Origin of the sequence: Corynebacterium sp. HMSC056F09, from assembly GCF_001815785.1 — a bacterium.
In the GTDB taxonomy this organism is placed as follows: Bacteria; Actinomycetota; Actinomycetes; order Mycobacteriales; family Mycobacteriaceae; genus Corynebacterium; species Corynebacterium hiratae.
In genome coordinates this window covers 17,702-32,294 of record NZ_KV821921.1, presented here as the reverse complement: position 1 = coordinate 32,294, position 14,593 = coordinate 17,702, and the positions used below count along the sequence as shown (strand labels likewise).

The window sequence follows — 14,593 nt, the reverse complement described above, 5'->3', positions numbered from 1 at the left end:
TTCTGATATTTTCAATGTCAAAAGTACGTGAAGCAGGGGTGCGCGCCCCTCTCTACCCTACGAAGGAGCTTTCCCACATGGACCTGAAAGCCTTGATCGGCCAGTTCTTCGACGACAAGGGCAACATCGCCCTGCCGCCTCACCTCACGTTGGCGGGGCTCGCCGAACACGTCTATGCCGCGGAGCAGCAGGCGGGAATCCCGGATCGCCCGGTCATGCGCCAGTGGGTCTATACCGATAATCCGGAGGGCACCCCGCGCGATATCACCCGCTCCCAGGTCAATACCCGCATCAAGGCGGTAGCAGCGCGCCTGCAGCAGGTGGGCAAGATGGGGGATCGCGTGGCCATCCTGGCGGGCAACTCCCCCGAGTACATCTTCGGCTTCCTGGGCGCGATGTACGCCGGTATGACCCCGATCCCGCTCTATGATCCGAACGAGCCCGGCCACACCGATCACCTGCGGGCGGTCTTCGGCGATGCCAACCCGTCGATCGTGCTGACCAACAACACGTCCGCTGCCGCCAACCGCGCGTACTTCTCGGACCGCCCAGCAGCCGAGCGCCCGCGCATCATCTCCATCGACTCCCTGCCGGATTCGCTGGCACAGAGCTGGGTCAACCCGCTGGAGACGGAGGAAGGCAAGGCCGCGCTTGCCGCGCTACAGACCGCGCCGCTGGACCAGCCGGCCTTCCTGCAGTACACCTCCGGTTCCACCCGCACCCCGGCCGGCGTGCTGCTGACCAACCGCAACATCATGACCAACGTGCTGCAGATCTTCACCGCGGTACAGATTAAGCTGCCGGCCCGCGTGGTTTCTTGGCTGCCGATGCACCACGACATGGGCATCATCCTGGCGGTTTTCGTGACCATCCTGGGCGTCAACCTGGAGATCATGACGCCGCGTGACTTCGTCCAGCAACCTAAGCGCTGGATTGACCAGCTCAAGCGTCAGCCCATCGATGAGCAGCTGCAGGGAACCTACGCCGTGGTTCCCAACTTCGCCCTCGAGCTTGCCGCGCGCTACGGTGCTCCGGCGGCGGGGGAGACGCTGGACTTCAGCAACGTCGATGGCATCGTGATCGGCTCGGAGCCGGTCACGGAGTCCGCGGTGAATTCCTTCTGGGAGGTCTTTGGCAAGGAGGAGTACGGCCTGCGCCGTGAGACCCTGCGCCCCTCCTACGGCATGGCGGAGGCCTCGCTGATCGTCACCACCCCGCAGACTCTGGAGCGCCCGATCATTTCCCACTTCGACCGCGAGCGTCTGGCCGAGGGCGAAGCAGTCATCGTGGAGAAGTCCGCGGACTCCGTGGCCTACGCCTCCTGTGGTCAGAGCGTCGTGGCCCAGCACCTGACCATCGTGGACCCGGAGACCAAGGTCGAGCTGCCGGATGGCCGTGTGGGCGAGATCTGGCTGCATGGAGAGAACCGTGCCGCCGGCTACTTGGACCGCGCGGAAGAAACTGCCTCTACCTTCCACAACACGCTGGGGGAGCGCCTGGCGGAGGGCACCCGCGTGCCGAACGCGCCGGAGGACAACAACTGGCTGGCCACGGGGGACCTGGCGGCCATCGTGGATAACCAGGTGTACATCACCGGTCGTCTCAAGGACCTCATCGTGGTGGCTGGCCGCAACCACTACCCACAGGACATCGAAGGCACCGTGCAGGAGGCCTCGGACCACGTGCGCGCGGACTCCATCGCGGCCTTCTCCGTGGAAGGCGGCAGCACCGAGGAGCTCGTGCTGCTCATCGAGCGCGCCGACGACGCCAACCCGGCCGATGACGCCGCCGCATCCGAGGTCATCCGCTCCGCGGTCTCCGCGAACCACGGCGTGACCCCGGCCGTCATCCAGTGGTTCGGCGCTAACGAGATCAAGCGCACCTCCTCGGGCAAGATTGCCCGCCGCGTGGCCAAGAAGAGCTACCTCGCCTCTTAAAGGCCCCGCACCATTCAACCCCCGTTCCCCGCGTGAGCCGTGGGGGCGGGGGTTGCCGCTGCCTGTGGGTATGTCGGTTATGAGACCTAAGTTAACAAAGTGAGATAATCGTCCGATAACCCCTATAGACGCATCGATGTGCGCGCTTTTGTGCTGCGCAAAATCGACCGCATAGATAGAAAATTTTAGTCCGCGTAAGAAAGCTAGAGATTTATGACCGTTGAAGAGCTTCGTGGCTGGCTGCGCACCTGGGTTGCGCAGACCACCGGCCTGTCGGCAGAGGAAATCACGGACACCAAGCCACTGGAGAATTTCGGGCTGTCCTCGCGTGACGCAGTAGTCCTCTCCGGCGAATTAGAAAACCTCCTCGGTATTAAGCTCGAGCCCACCGTGGCCTACGAGTACCCCACCATCGCGCAGCTGGCCGAGCGTCTCGTCAACGGCGCCGCCGGCGCCCCGGCAGACAGCGCGCCGGGAGCGGCGGCACCACGCTCGGCCGCCATCGCGGGCGGGGACATCGCCGTCATCGGCTATGCCGGCCGCTTCCCGGGCGCCAAGAATGTCGACGAGTTCTGGAACATGCTCGTCGAGGGCCGCGCCGGCACCGGCCCGCTGCCCGTTGGCCGCTGGTCGGAGTACTCCTCTGACCCGATTACCAGCGAGAAGATGGAGCAGCAGAACACCGACGGCGGCTACATCGAGGACATCGCTTCCTTCGACGCCGAGTTTTTCGGCCTCTCCCCGCTGGAGGCGGCCAACATGGACCCGCAGCAGCGCATTCTCCTGGAGGTGGCGTGGGAGGCCCTCGAAGACGCCGGCCTGCCCGCCAACCAGCTGCGCGGCACCGCCACCGGTGTCTACATGGGCTCCACCAACAATGACTACGGCATGCTGATTACCGCCGACCCCGCCGAGATGCACCCTTATGCCATGACGGGCACGTCCTCGGCGATCGTTGCCAACCGCCTGTCCTATGCCTTCGATCTGCGCGGGCCTTCCCTCAACGTGGACACCGCCTGCTCCGCCTCCCTCGTGGCGGTCAACCAGGCGGTCAAGGACCTGCGCGTAGGTGCAGCTGATACGGCTCTGGCCGGCGGCGTGAACATCCTCGCTTCGCCGCACGCCTCCATCGGTTTCAGCGAGCTGGGTGTCACCTCGCCCACCAGCGCCATCCACGCCTTCTCCGACGACGCCGACGGTATCGTCCGCGCGGACGCTGCCGGTGTGCTCGTGCTCAAGCGCCTCGAAGACGCTGAACGCGACGGCGACACCATCCACGCCGTCATCAAGGGCTCCGCAGTCAACTCCGACGGCCACTCCAACGGCCTGGCCGCCCCCAACCCAGACGCGCAGGTCGACGTCCTCGAGCGCGCTTACGCCGACGCCGGCATCCGCCCGCAGGACGTCGACTACGTCGAGGCCCACGGCACCGGCACCATCCTCGGTGACCCCATCGAGGCCACCGCGTTGGGGCGCGTGCTGGGCCCGGGCCGCCAACCGTATAACCCGACCCTGCTGGGCTCCGCCAAGACCAACATCGGCCACTCCGAGTCCGCGGCCGGCGTGGTGGGCCTCATCAAGGTCATCGAGGGCATGCGCCACGGCGTTATCCCGCCAAACATCAACTACGCGGGCCCCAACCGCTATATCGACTTCGACGCCGAGCACCTCGAAGTCGTCGAAGACCCGCGCGAGTGGCCCGAGTACTCCGGCCAGAAAATCGCTGGTGTCTCCGGCTTCGGCTTTGGCGGCACCAACGCCCACGTGGTACTGACCGACTACCGCGGGCTGACCCACCAGGACGCCCCGCAGGTCGCCATCGGCGAAGGCCACCCGGTGGCCCTGCCCGTTTCCGGCCTGCTGCCCTCGCGCCGCGCCGCAGCCGCAGCCGACTTAGCGGACTACATCGAAGCCGAGAACCCGAACCTGCTCTCCCTGGCCCGCACCCTCGCGCGCCGTAACCATGGGCGCTCGCGGGCGGTAGTGGTGGCGTCGTCAAGCGAAGAAGCTGTCAAGCGCCTGCGCCAGGTGTCCGAGGGAACCGTCTCCGTCGGCATCGCCGCGGCGGATTCCCCGACGGTGCACGGCCCGGTGTTCATGTACTCCGGTTTCGGCTCCCAGCACCGCAAGATGGCCAAGGACATGATTGCCCTTTCGCCGCAGTTCCTCGCGCGCTTGGAGGAGCTCGACGCCATCGTGCAGCGCGAATCCGGCTGGTCCATCCTGGAGTTGGTGCGTGATGACGAGCAGACCTATAACACCGAAACTGCGCAGGTGGCCATCACCGCCATCCAGATCGCGCTGACGGACCTGCTGGCCACCTTCGGCGTGCGCCCAACCGGCGTTATCGGCATGTCCATGGGTGAGATCGGCGCGGCCTACGCCGCGGGCGGCATCACGGCGGCCGACGCCATGCTCATCGCCTGCCACCGCGCGCGCCTCATGGGGGAGGGCGAGGCCTCGCTTCCCGACGACCAGCAGGGCGCCATGGCCGTCGTCGAGCTCTCCGCCGAGGAGATCGACGCTCTTCCGGGTTCCATCGAGCCCGCCGTCTACACCGGCCCCGGCATGACCACCGTGGGCGGCCCGCGCGAGGAGGTCCTCGCGCTGGTGGAGAAGCTCGACGGCGAGGGCAAGTTCGCCCGCGCGCTCTACGTTAAGGGCGCGGGCCACACCTCCGCTGTGGATCCGCTGTTGGGTGAACTCTATGCGGAAATCGCCGGCATGGAAGCTGCTCCGCTGCATACGACGCTCTTCTCCTCCGTCGACCGCGGCAAGGTCTACCGCCCGGGTGCGGTGCTGCACGATGAGGATTACTGGATCCGCATGACCCGCAAGCCCGTCTACCTGCAGGATGCGACGGAGGCGGCGTTTGCGGCTGGGCACACGCAGATCGTGGAGATCTCCCCGAACCCGATTGCACTCATGGGTCTGATGTCCACCGCCTTTGCCGCGGGCAAGGCGGATGCGCAGCTGCTTTACAGCCTGAAGCGCAAGGTGGATCCCACCGAGTCGCTGCTGGACCTGTTGGGCAAGCTCTACGTCACGGGTACTCCGGTGGACTACACCAAGGTCTTCGGCTCCGGTGCGCTTGTCGCCGCCCCCCATACCCGCTTCCGCCGCCAGCGTTTCTGGACGAACGCTCGTCCTTCTTCGGGCGTATCCGGCCTGCCGGGAGCGCGCGTGACGCTGCCGGAGGGCGCGGTGGCGTTCTCCACGAACGCCGACCAGGCGCCGAGTGCACTGGCCATCCTGGAGGCAGCCGCCGAGGCCGTGACCCCGGGCGCCCACATCGCGGCGAGCGAGGAGCACCTTGACCTGCCCGCGAAGGGCGAGGTCACCACGATTGTCCGCCGCACGCTGGGCGGGCTGTCGCTGGCGGTGCACTACGTGGATGGTGCGACGACCAAGCTCATCGCGGAAGGTTTTGCGTCGACGCTCAACCTTGCCGAACCCGCTGCGACCCCGGAGCCGAGCCTGCCGCAGGCGGTGACCGCGCCGCAGTTCGCTGACCCCGATGTGGGCGCCGATGCCGTGCGCTGGGACCCGGAGAAGGAGAGCGTGGAGGAGCGCTTGGCGCTCATCGTGTCGGAGTCCATGGGCTACGACGTCTCCGATCTCCCGCGTGAGCTGCCGCTCATTGATCTCGGCCTGGATTCGCTCATGGGCATGCGCATCAAGAACCGCGTGGAGAATGACTTCCAGATTCCGCCGCTGCAGGTGCAGGCGCTTCGCGACGCCTCCCTCGCCGACGTCATCACCATGGTCGAAGATGCCGTGTCCGAGCAGCCCGGTGCTGCCGCGCAGGCGCCGGCCGACGCGGCCGCTGATGCGCCCTCCGCGGACGACAACTCCGCTGAAGACTCTTCCGCTGCGAGCGCGAAGGAAGCTGCGGGACAGGGAGCGGCCGAGGAGGCTAGCACGGGCGTAGGCGTCGCACCGCGCGATGCCTCCGAGCGCATGGTCTTCGGCACCTGGGCCACCTTCACCGGTAAGGCCGCGGCCGGAGTGACCTCCGCGCTGCCGCAGGTCAGCGATGAGGTGGCTGAGAAGATTGCCGAGCGTCTCACCGAGCGCGCCGGCATCGAGGTCACCGCGCAACAAGTCTACGAGGCCGAAGCACTGGAGAACCTGGCGGATCTGGTCCGCGAAGGCCTGGAGACCGAGGTCGAGGGCAATATCCGTGTCCTGCGCGAGGCCGATGGCCCCGCCGTCTTCATGTTCCACCCGGCCGGCGGCACCACCGTGGTTTACCAGCCGCTGACTCGCCGCCTGCCTGCCGACGTCGCCGTCTACGGCGTGGAGCGTCTCGAGGGCAGCCTGGAGGATCGCGCCGCCGCCTACATCGAGGACATCCTGCACTACGCGCGCGGCCGTAAGGTCGTGCTCGGCGGCTGGTCCTTCGGTGGCGCGCTGGCTTATGAGGTGGCCTACCAGCTCCAGGAGCGCGCCGCCCGCGGCGAGGATGCGGCCGAGGTGGCCTTCATCGCGCTGCTGGATACCACCCAGCCGGCGCATCCGGCCCCGAAGACACTGGAGGAAACCAAGGCCCGCTGGGGGCGCTACGCCGCCTTCGCCAAGAAGACCTATGGCCTCGACTTCGAGCCGCCCTACGAGATGCTGGAGACCGTGGGCGAGGATGCACTCATGGCCATGCTCGCGGAATTCCTTAGCTCCACCGACGCCTCTGAGCACGGCCTGTCCGCCGGCGTGCTCGAACACCAACGTGCGTCCTTCGTGGATAACCAGATTCTGGGCTCGCTGGATATGGGACGGTGGGCGTCGGTAAGCGTGCCCGTCATCCTCTTCCGCTCCGAGCGCATGCATGACGGCGCCATCGAGCTCGAGCCTGCCTATGCGGAGATTAACCCGGACGGTGGCTGGGGCGTTATCGTGAAGGATCTGGAGATTGTGCAGCTGCCGGGCGACCACCTGGCGGTTCCCGACGAGCCCGCAATCGGTATCGTGGGCAAGCACATGGAGGAATGGATCGAGGAGAAGATTCGGAAGTGACTAGCACCGCTGACAAGCTAGCGGACCTACGCGAGCGCCTCGAGCGCGCCCAGGACCCCGGCAGTGAACGCTCCCGGGCCCGTCGCGATGAGGCCGGCCGCTCGACTCCGCGCCAACGCATCGCCGCGCTTCTCGACGAAGGCTCTTTCGTCGAAACCGGCGCCCTGGGCAAGACCCCCGGTGATCCGGACGCGATTTACTCCGACGGCGTGGTCACCGGCCACGGCCGCATCAACGGCCGCCCGGTGTGCATTTATGCGCACGATAAGACCGTCTACGGCGGTTCCGTGGGCGTGACCTTTGGCAAGAAGGTCACCGACATCATGGATCTGGCCATCAAGATTGGTTGCCCAGTTATCGGTATTCAGGATTCCGGTGGTGCGCGCATTCAGGACGCGGTGACGTCTTTGGCTATGTACTCCGAGATTGCCCGCCGCCAGCTGCCGCTGTCCGGCCGCAGCCCGCAGATTTCCATCATGATGGGCAAGTCCGCCGGTGGCGCGGTGTATGCGCCGGTGACCACGGACTTCATCATCGCCGTCGATGGTGAGGCGGAGATGTACGTGACGGGTCCGAACGTGATCAAGGAAGTCACAGGCGAGGAGATCTCTTCCCATGACCTCGGCTCTGCGCGCCAGCAGGAGCTCAACGGCAACGTGTCTGTTGTGGTGCCCTCGGAGGATGAGGCCTTTGACTTGGTGCGCGATTTGCTGGATCACCTGCCGCTGACCTGCTTCGACGAGTCTCCGGTCTTCGACGCACCTTCTGATGACGAGGTGGCTGAAGACACCGAGCTGGATTCCTTCATGCCGGATGACACGAACGCCGGCTACGACATGATGGACCTGCTCACACAACTTGGCGACGATGACGATCTCATCGAGATCCAGGAAAACTACGCCCCCAACGTCATTACCGCCTTTGGCCGTATTGATGGCAAGGCCGTGGGCTTTGTGGCGAATAACCCGATGCATTCGGCGGGTTGTATTGATGCGGACGCTGCCGATAAAGGCGGGCGTTTTATCCGTATTTGCGATGCCTACAACATCCCGCTGGTCTTCGTAGTGGATACGCCGGGCTACCTGCCGGGCGTGGACCAGGAGAAGGCGGGCTTGATTCACCGCGGCGCGAAGTTTGCGTTTGCGGTGGTGGAGGCCACCGTGCCGAAGGTATCGCTCATTGTGCGCAAGGCTTATGGCGGTGCTTATGCCGTGATGGGTTCGAAGAACCTGACGGGTGACATCAACCTGGCGTGGCCGACGGCCCAGATCGCCGTGATGGGATCGGCCGCCGCCGTGGTCATGATTGCCGGCAAGCAGCTCGAGGCCGCCGAGACCCCAGAGCAGCGCGCTATGACGAAGAAGATGTTCATGGACTTCTATGACGAGACCATGACCGCGCCCTATGTCGCCGCGGAGCGCGGTTACCTCGATGGCATGATTAAGCCTTCCGAGTCGCGTCTAGCCCTGCGCCGCGCGCTGCGCCAGCTTGCCGATAAGCAGGAGAAGGACCTGCCCAAGAAGCACACCATCTCCCCGCTCTAGCCCATCGCCAGCGCCGGCGGGATGGTTGCCCTGCCGAATTCTCTACTGGGGCGGTCAACCTTGTAGCTTGCCGCGGTGCTGGGTAGGAGCTGTGGCCGGTTAGGGCCATTCCCCAAAAACCTGCCGGATTTTTCGCGTAAGGCGTAACGTCAGAGGCATACTCGCACGATAGACATTAAGTCTAGGTCATCGAATAAAGGAGAACTCTCATGCTGTCTAGCGTTATTGACCTCAGTGGCGACATCATCAACCTCGTCATCATGCTGCTCAACCGCGCCGGTGTTACCGTCTCCGGTTCTTCCCTGAGCTCGAAGTAAGCTCTACGCGAACAGCACCCCTCTGCACGGACCCTTCAGGCCGTGCAGAGGGGTTTCGTTTTATGTTCGATTGGTTGGCGTTTCTGGTGAACACGACGGCACTAGGCTTATGCTGGGCGAACTCCGGACAAATCGGAGGTTGCTAGGCGCCATTTTGCCCTTTGGAGAAGCTCAATCCGTGGTTTCGCTTAAGATAAATAAAACAAATCGCGTGTAATGGTGGACACTAGCTACAACGCGCTGTAATGTACCTCACTATCAAAAATATTGTGAGAGAGACGAGGAGAATGCCTCATGGCGTTAGACTTGACAGCTCGTATTCAGCAGCGAAAACCTGATCCGCGCTGGAAACGCCCTCCGCGTTTTATTGCGGGGGGCGAGTGTATAAATTGTCAAGAATGTGTTAGGCGTTGCCCAGCTGCTTTTGCAGCAATCGTGGTTCTAGATCACGGACCTGTAATCATCCCCGAACTCTGCTCAGGTTGTCCGCAGTGTGTGAAAGCATGCCCAATGGATTGCATATATGAGGATTTGGAGGGACAGCGTAACGGTACCCCGGAAGGGCTTTGGAAAAAGGTAGAGCAACGTGAAGAAGCAATTTAGCCGACTTCCAAGTCGAAAAGGTGTGGAAGCAGGGGGCTCAAGACCGAACTGTTTGGACGTTGAGTCGAGGTTTCATTCACTCTGGATTGCAATGGAACGTCAGGTGGGTGAGGGAATTGAGGTCTCTCGCTGGGTGGACAAACTGCTTTCATTTGACGGGCGTTTGACCAGAAGTGAGGCGTTGATCAGTCTTTCCCCGCGTGAGAAGGTCTTACGACGATTGTTTCGCGATTCTGATTGGAACCCTTGTGGTGAAAACAGAAATCAGGTCATGCTACGAGTCTCCCTGCTAGTACACGGAAAGGTCAAGCTAGAGATTTCCCCAGCTGAGGAGAAAGCAGATTACCTCCGCGAGGACGAAATCGGATGTCGGACTGTATTTTGCCCTGATCTACCCCAAGCGGTTGAACGTGAATTGGAGAAATGTCAGAGCAGTTCGATTTCCATGAGTCGTCGCGTATCTCTTGCGATCGAGGAATATCATCAACAAGGAGAACTTGCCGTAAGGGTTCGAAGTGTGAATCAAGCGCTCCGGGAAATCCCACCGGTTTGTTGCTATTGGAATGGCGAAGCTGTTCAGAATTTCAGGGAGCCTAGGTCTCTACCAAGTCAGCAAGACTGCTCAGCTCACACCTTAGACTTTACGGAAGAGGAGGTTCTCGGCCCGGTTACTGTACGAGTCTTATATTTCTTCTGGGCCTGTGAGCTCTCGAAAGCTGGCGGTCCGAATTCGCTCGAAACTCTCAACGGCCAAGACCTTGGGAGCATAACGAAGCTTCGGCCTCAACAAGATTTAGAAAATGAGCAGTGTCGACGGATCGAGGGGGTTACCCGTCGCAAGATTGTATCGGTAGTGGAAGCTACTAGCTCCCCCGAGGGTGGTACGAATCCCTCGAAGCTCTGTGATGACGGCGAATTCACGCTCGCGGGTTTTGTCGAGCTGGCCTCTGAAACCATTGAACGGATAAAGTGCCAAACGCGAAGTGATGTTGTTATGACCAGGGGATTTAGGGAGATTGGAGCTCTAAGGAAAGCTTTAGAAGAAGGGGCGATTGAAGAGCTTTCCGACTTTGACATGTACTCACATTACTGTTGGGTACTAGGCGGGGATCGGCATACTGAGGACGAGCTACACGCAATTTCGTCTCGAATGCGATACAACTCGTGGCATCTTCAGCCTTGGGGAAACACTTCGCCGGCGGAAATGCGTCCGATGAGGTATCACCCAGCTACTCTGCCAGATATTTCGTCTAACCTGGACTTTCACCATACTGGACACATTCGGTACTCCGTAAGGCATGCGATTCGAGCCCCCTATTCTCTGAGCCATGGAGGAGAACAGCTTCTTGGTTTCGGTGATATTAGAGCAATGCGCCAATCCGGAGAGCGCTATACCGATGAGGACCTCATGAATTGTGTCACGGCTTCGCGCCGAATGGGGGAATACCTCAGTACACTGTTGGAGCAATCATCTGTGACTGAGTTTTCGGCTGAAAGTAGTCGTTTACCTGAATCCTTGGGTGATCGGATAGCAAATGGTTGTTGACGCACGTGTGACGCGGCTGGCTCGATACAGTTTTGTGTTTGACTATTTTCTGTCGCATCTCGGCTACTTCGCTGTGATGCCGATTCTGGCGCTCTGGCTTCCTGATAAGGTTTCTCCGTTCATCGCTGGTTGTGCGATGGCTGCCTTTGGTATTTCGGTAAGAGCATCAACCTTGGTGATGGGGAGACTCCTACGGTTGCTTCCCTTCGCTGCGGCCATGCAGATCGGCCTAGTTGCGGCGTCGGTTTCTTTCTTTGTCATCGGTCTCCAACCTAATGCGCCACTGCTGGTCGTTGCCTTGCTCTTGGCCGGAGCAGGGATAAACATGAATGGATCGAGTATTCGGCACTACCTTGTTGAATCCGAAGCATCTGAGACGACTAAGTTAGAGATTTTTGGATCGATCAATATTGCGGTGAACGTCTCAGCAGCGGTCGGGCCAGTCATCGGCAATGTCCTGTTCTCAGCGACGTCGAATGTGATCTTTTTTTATACCGCTGCGTGCTACTTGGCCGCTGCAGTTGTACCGGCGTTGACGTTGTCATACAAGCTAAGACCTCGGAAAGCTGATGTCCGGGGTTCCTTTGCTCGTAGGGTAATTCAGCCCCTAGGCAAGGCAACTGTGCGATGGGTTGTTCTCGGCGTGGTGGTTGGCTACATGCTTTATAGTCAGCTCTTTTCTTCCATAGCGGTAGCAGTCAGTGCGCATTACACGTCGCCGGTCATCCGAGGAACGGTATTTGCCGTAAATGCCCTTTCGGTGGTACTGCTTCAGCCTCTGGGTACGCGATTGATTAAGAAAGCACGAGATAGCGGACTATCGAATCAGACGTTGGTGCTGGTTTCTCCTTTAGTTTTTGTAATTGCCCTGGTCGCGGTGAAGATTAACCCGTTTCTTGGGATAATCATTTTTTCCTTCGCGGAGACTCTTTTTATTCCGCTGGTGGACGCAGCGCTTCTTTCGTTACCAATGACTGGTTCTTTAGAAGCGGTTCAGGCGCGACAGTTAGTGGTTGCCACTGGGGAAGGAATCGGTCTTGGGCTTGGTGTCATCGTTGCTCCTCAATGGATCGCGTTGTCTGCTGCCGTGCTTATTGTCTGCTGCTTTGTTGTGCGCTTAATGAGTGGAGAACATGACGCTAAACAATGCGACAAGGTTCCATCCTCGGCTAAGCATTGAGAGCGCGGCTATTGACACTGAAACTGACAAACCAACAAACAGATCAATGAAAAGGCGATGAATATGAAATTGAACGACCGCTCTGCAGATGGTTCCGGCAGTTCTCCTCGAACGCTGACGCTAGTGATGTTTGGCTATAATCACGAGGCCCTTTGCGCTCTTGCCGAGGCAGACACAGAATTCTGCGTCATCGTGGTGGAGGAGCGTTCACTGTATGAAAAGAAGGGACTTGAAAAGCGATCTGCTGACCCTCGAATTCGATCTGTTCTTTCGCGGTGGGAGTGGTGCGAATACCAGAACAATTCTCCTGCAGCCGTCGAGTGTATCCGTGAGATTCTAAAGGGTACGCATGTTGATGGCATCGTGCCGGGCTTGGAGTATGCCGTAGGTGCTGCCAATGCTGCAGCTCGCGCCGTCGGCCTGCCGCATGCAGGGGAAGATGCTCCCTTGCGAGATAAAATTGCGTTCCGCCGTTGTGTGGGCGGAGTTCAATGGACTGAGGTTAAGAGCGAAAGCGACATCTTCGAGCCGCCCTGTGTGATTAAGCCGGCGAACCGTCAGGCCTCACTTGGTGTCTCAATCATTCGTTCATCTGAAGAGGTTTCGAAGGCGTGGACTCATACGTCGACCGCACGCGAACCTCGCCAGGAAGCGGGCCGACCATGGGATACTCGCTACATTTGCGAGAGCTTGATAGAGGGAGATGAGACGTCGGCCGAATGCCTCGTAGTCGATGGTGATGTGGTGTTCCTGAACATTACGAGCAAAGAGACTAGCGGTGCCGTGGAATTAGGACACGAAGTAGGACAGCACAATCCCGGGGTGGAGGAGGCCATGCGGGACCTGGTGTCGAAGTTGGGGGTGCAGACCGCTCTACTGCATGCCGAATTCAAGGGCACCACACCCATCGAATGCGCAGGCCGCCCACCAGGCGACCGAATCATGCTTCTCATTAATCGGGCGTGGAAAGTAAATCTCTATGAGCAGTGGGCACGTGCACTGTGCCAATATGCGGTCTCAGTGCCACAACAACCTAGTTCTTCAGCAGCTATTCGCTTCATTCATGCGCCGCGGGGTTTGGTACGGAGCGTTGAAGATCCAACGGGACATTGCGTTATCACAGTTGAACCTAATACCTGGGTCTCCGAACCAGCATGCTCTTGGGACAGAGTAGGTTTCGTGGAAGCTGATACGCACGCGGACGCAGTTCGCCACGCATCGCAGGTTCGGTTCAAGATGGCCAACGATGTAGTTCTCTATCTCAACCACCGGAGAACTGCCGCGGAATGGACACCAGCGTTCGAAGCATCTGATGGTGCGGTGCTTCTCACTGACAAGGAAGTTCGACCTGCTGGCATCGTAGAGACAGTGCAGCTCGATACCAATGACCACGATGCTGTCATTGCAGCAGTGGATGAATTGTCATCCCGCTACGACATCCGTGGAGTTGTCACTTTCAGCGACCGTGATGTAGAGACGGTGTCCTTGCTTGCCGATAAACTCGACCTTCCTGCACCATCGCAGACCGCTGCTCTGAAGGCACGGAACAAATTTGAGATGCGAAAGGCCGTACAGAGTATCGCACCGCAGATGGTTCCTTCATTTTCGTTTATTGAGCCGGGGGATAATGCGCAATCGGTAATGGAGGGTGCAGGAATCACGGTCCCGTGTGTGGTTAAGCCAGTGGATGCTTCTGGATCTCGAGGGTTTTCCCTGTGTCATACGGCGGAGGAAGTTTCGGCTGCAGTGTCCCGATGGGGCGGCCCGATGGTAGTGGAGGAGTTACTGACCGGAAGTGAACACAGCGCTGAGGGATATGTGTACGAAGGGGAAGTTCATCTCATAGGCGTGACAGATAAAACGACTACAGCTAAGTTTCGATTGGAAATTGGACAGGTTTTTCCATCGGCCGTAGAGGGAATTCAGGTTGCGGTGAAGCCGCTTCTACAGGCGACAATTAAAGCCCTCGGAATCAATAATTGTGCGTTCCACATGGAATTCTTCTTTGATGCTAGAACATCAACAGTTAAATTGGTCGAGATTGCTGCTCGACCAGGTGGAGACTACATTGCCTCCCACTTGGTACCGCAGGTAACCGGTGTATCCTTCGCTCGCGATTTGGTACGCATTGCAACGGGGCAGAGACCTTCATTTGCGGTGCCCCGCGATGGCTATGTGGCGGCAACATTCAAGCTACATACTGAAAAAGAGGGAGTGCTTAAATCTATGGGTCAGCTTCCTACTGCTCCTATTGTCGTAGAATCCCAACAACACGTGCATGTCGGCGATTTGATTAGGCAACCCCCTGCTGACACCTTGAGTTCAATCCTTGCGGAAGTTGTAGTAGTTGCGGCGTCCCGGAGAGAGATTGAAGCTTTTGAATCGAGGCTTCGGGAAGTGGAGGTAGTCGTTGAATAAGCAACGAATAGGCTTGGTCGGGGCATTTCCTCGGA

General features: G+C 60.0%; 6 protein-coding genes. All 6 read left to right on the top strand.

The annotated features are described in order from the left end of the window. The first annotated feature begins 77 nt into the window (after positions 1-77). Entirely contained in the window at positions 78-1,937 is a 1,860-nt protein-coding gene (locus tag HMPREF3056_RS05490; RefSeq protein ID WP_070682258.1) for a FadD32-like long-chain-fatty-acid--AMP ligase, read from the top strand. 213 nt (positions 1,938-2,150) lie between these two features. Next, positions 2,151-6,950, top strand: a complete 4,800-nt coding sequence (locus tag HMPREF3056_RS05485) for a type I polyketide synthase (RefSeq protein WP_070754313.1) — start codon at positions 2,151-2,153, stop codon at positions 6,948-6,950. Further along, positions 6,947-8,494: an acyl-CoA carboxylase subunit beta gene (locus tag HMPREF3056_RS05480; RefSeq protein ID WP_371441525.1), complete on the top strand. Its 1,548-nt coding sequence runs from the start codon at positions 6,947-6,949 to the stop codon at positions 8,492-8,494. Before HMPREF3056_RS05485 ends, HMPREF3056_RS05480 begins: the two co-directional genes overlap by 4 nt. A gap of 611 nt (positions 8,495-9,105) precedes the next feature. After that, positions 9,106-9,414: a DUF362 domain-containing protein gene (locus HMPREF3056_RS13945; protein ID WP_080975128.1), complete on the top strand. Its 309-nt coding sequence runs from the start codon at positions 9,106-9,108 to the stop codon at positions 9,412-9,414. 1,535 nt (positions 9,415-10,949) lie between these two features. After that, positions 10,950-12,140, top strand: a complete 1,191-nt coding sequence (locus tag HMPREF3056_RS05475; RefSeq protein ID WP_049156938.1) for an MFS transporter — start codon at positions 10,950-10,952, stop codon at positions 12,138-12,140. A 63-nt stretch (positions 12,141-12,203) separates the two neighbouring features. After that, entirely contained in the window at positions 12,204-14,558 is a 2,355-nt protein-coding gene (locus tag HMPREF3056_RS12990; RefSeq protein ID WP_168167372.1) for an ATP-grasp domain-containing protein, read from the top strand. Positions 14,559-14,593: the final 35 nt, after the last annotated feature.

Excerpts from the sequence above, each read along its gene's own strand:
- HMPREF3056_RS13945 (WP_080975128.1), top strand. The coding sequence starts at position 9,106 with ATGGCGTTAGACTTGACAGCTCGTATTCAGCAGCGAAAACCTGATCCG.
- HMPREF3056_RS05475 (WP_049156938.1), top strand. The coding sequence starts at position 10,950 with ATGGTTGTTGACGCACGTGTGACGCGGCTGGCTCGATACAGTTTTGTG.
- HMPREF3056_RS05490 (WP_070682258.1), top strand. The coding sequence starts at position 78 with ATGGACCTGAAAGCCTTGATCGGCCAGTTCTTCGACGACAAGGGCAAC.
- HMPREF3056_RS12990 (WP_168167372.1), top strand. The coding sequence starts at position 12,204 with ATGAAATTGAACGACCGCTCTGCAGATGGTTCCGGCAGTTCTCCTCGA.
- HMPREF3056_RS05485 (WP_070754313.1), top strand. The coding sequence starts at position 2,151 with ATGACCGTTGAAGAGCTTCGTGGCTGGCTGCGCACCTGGGTTGCGCAG.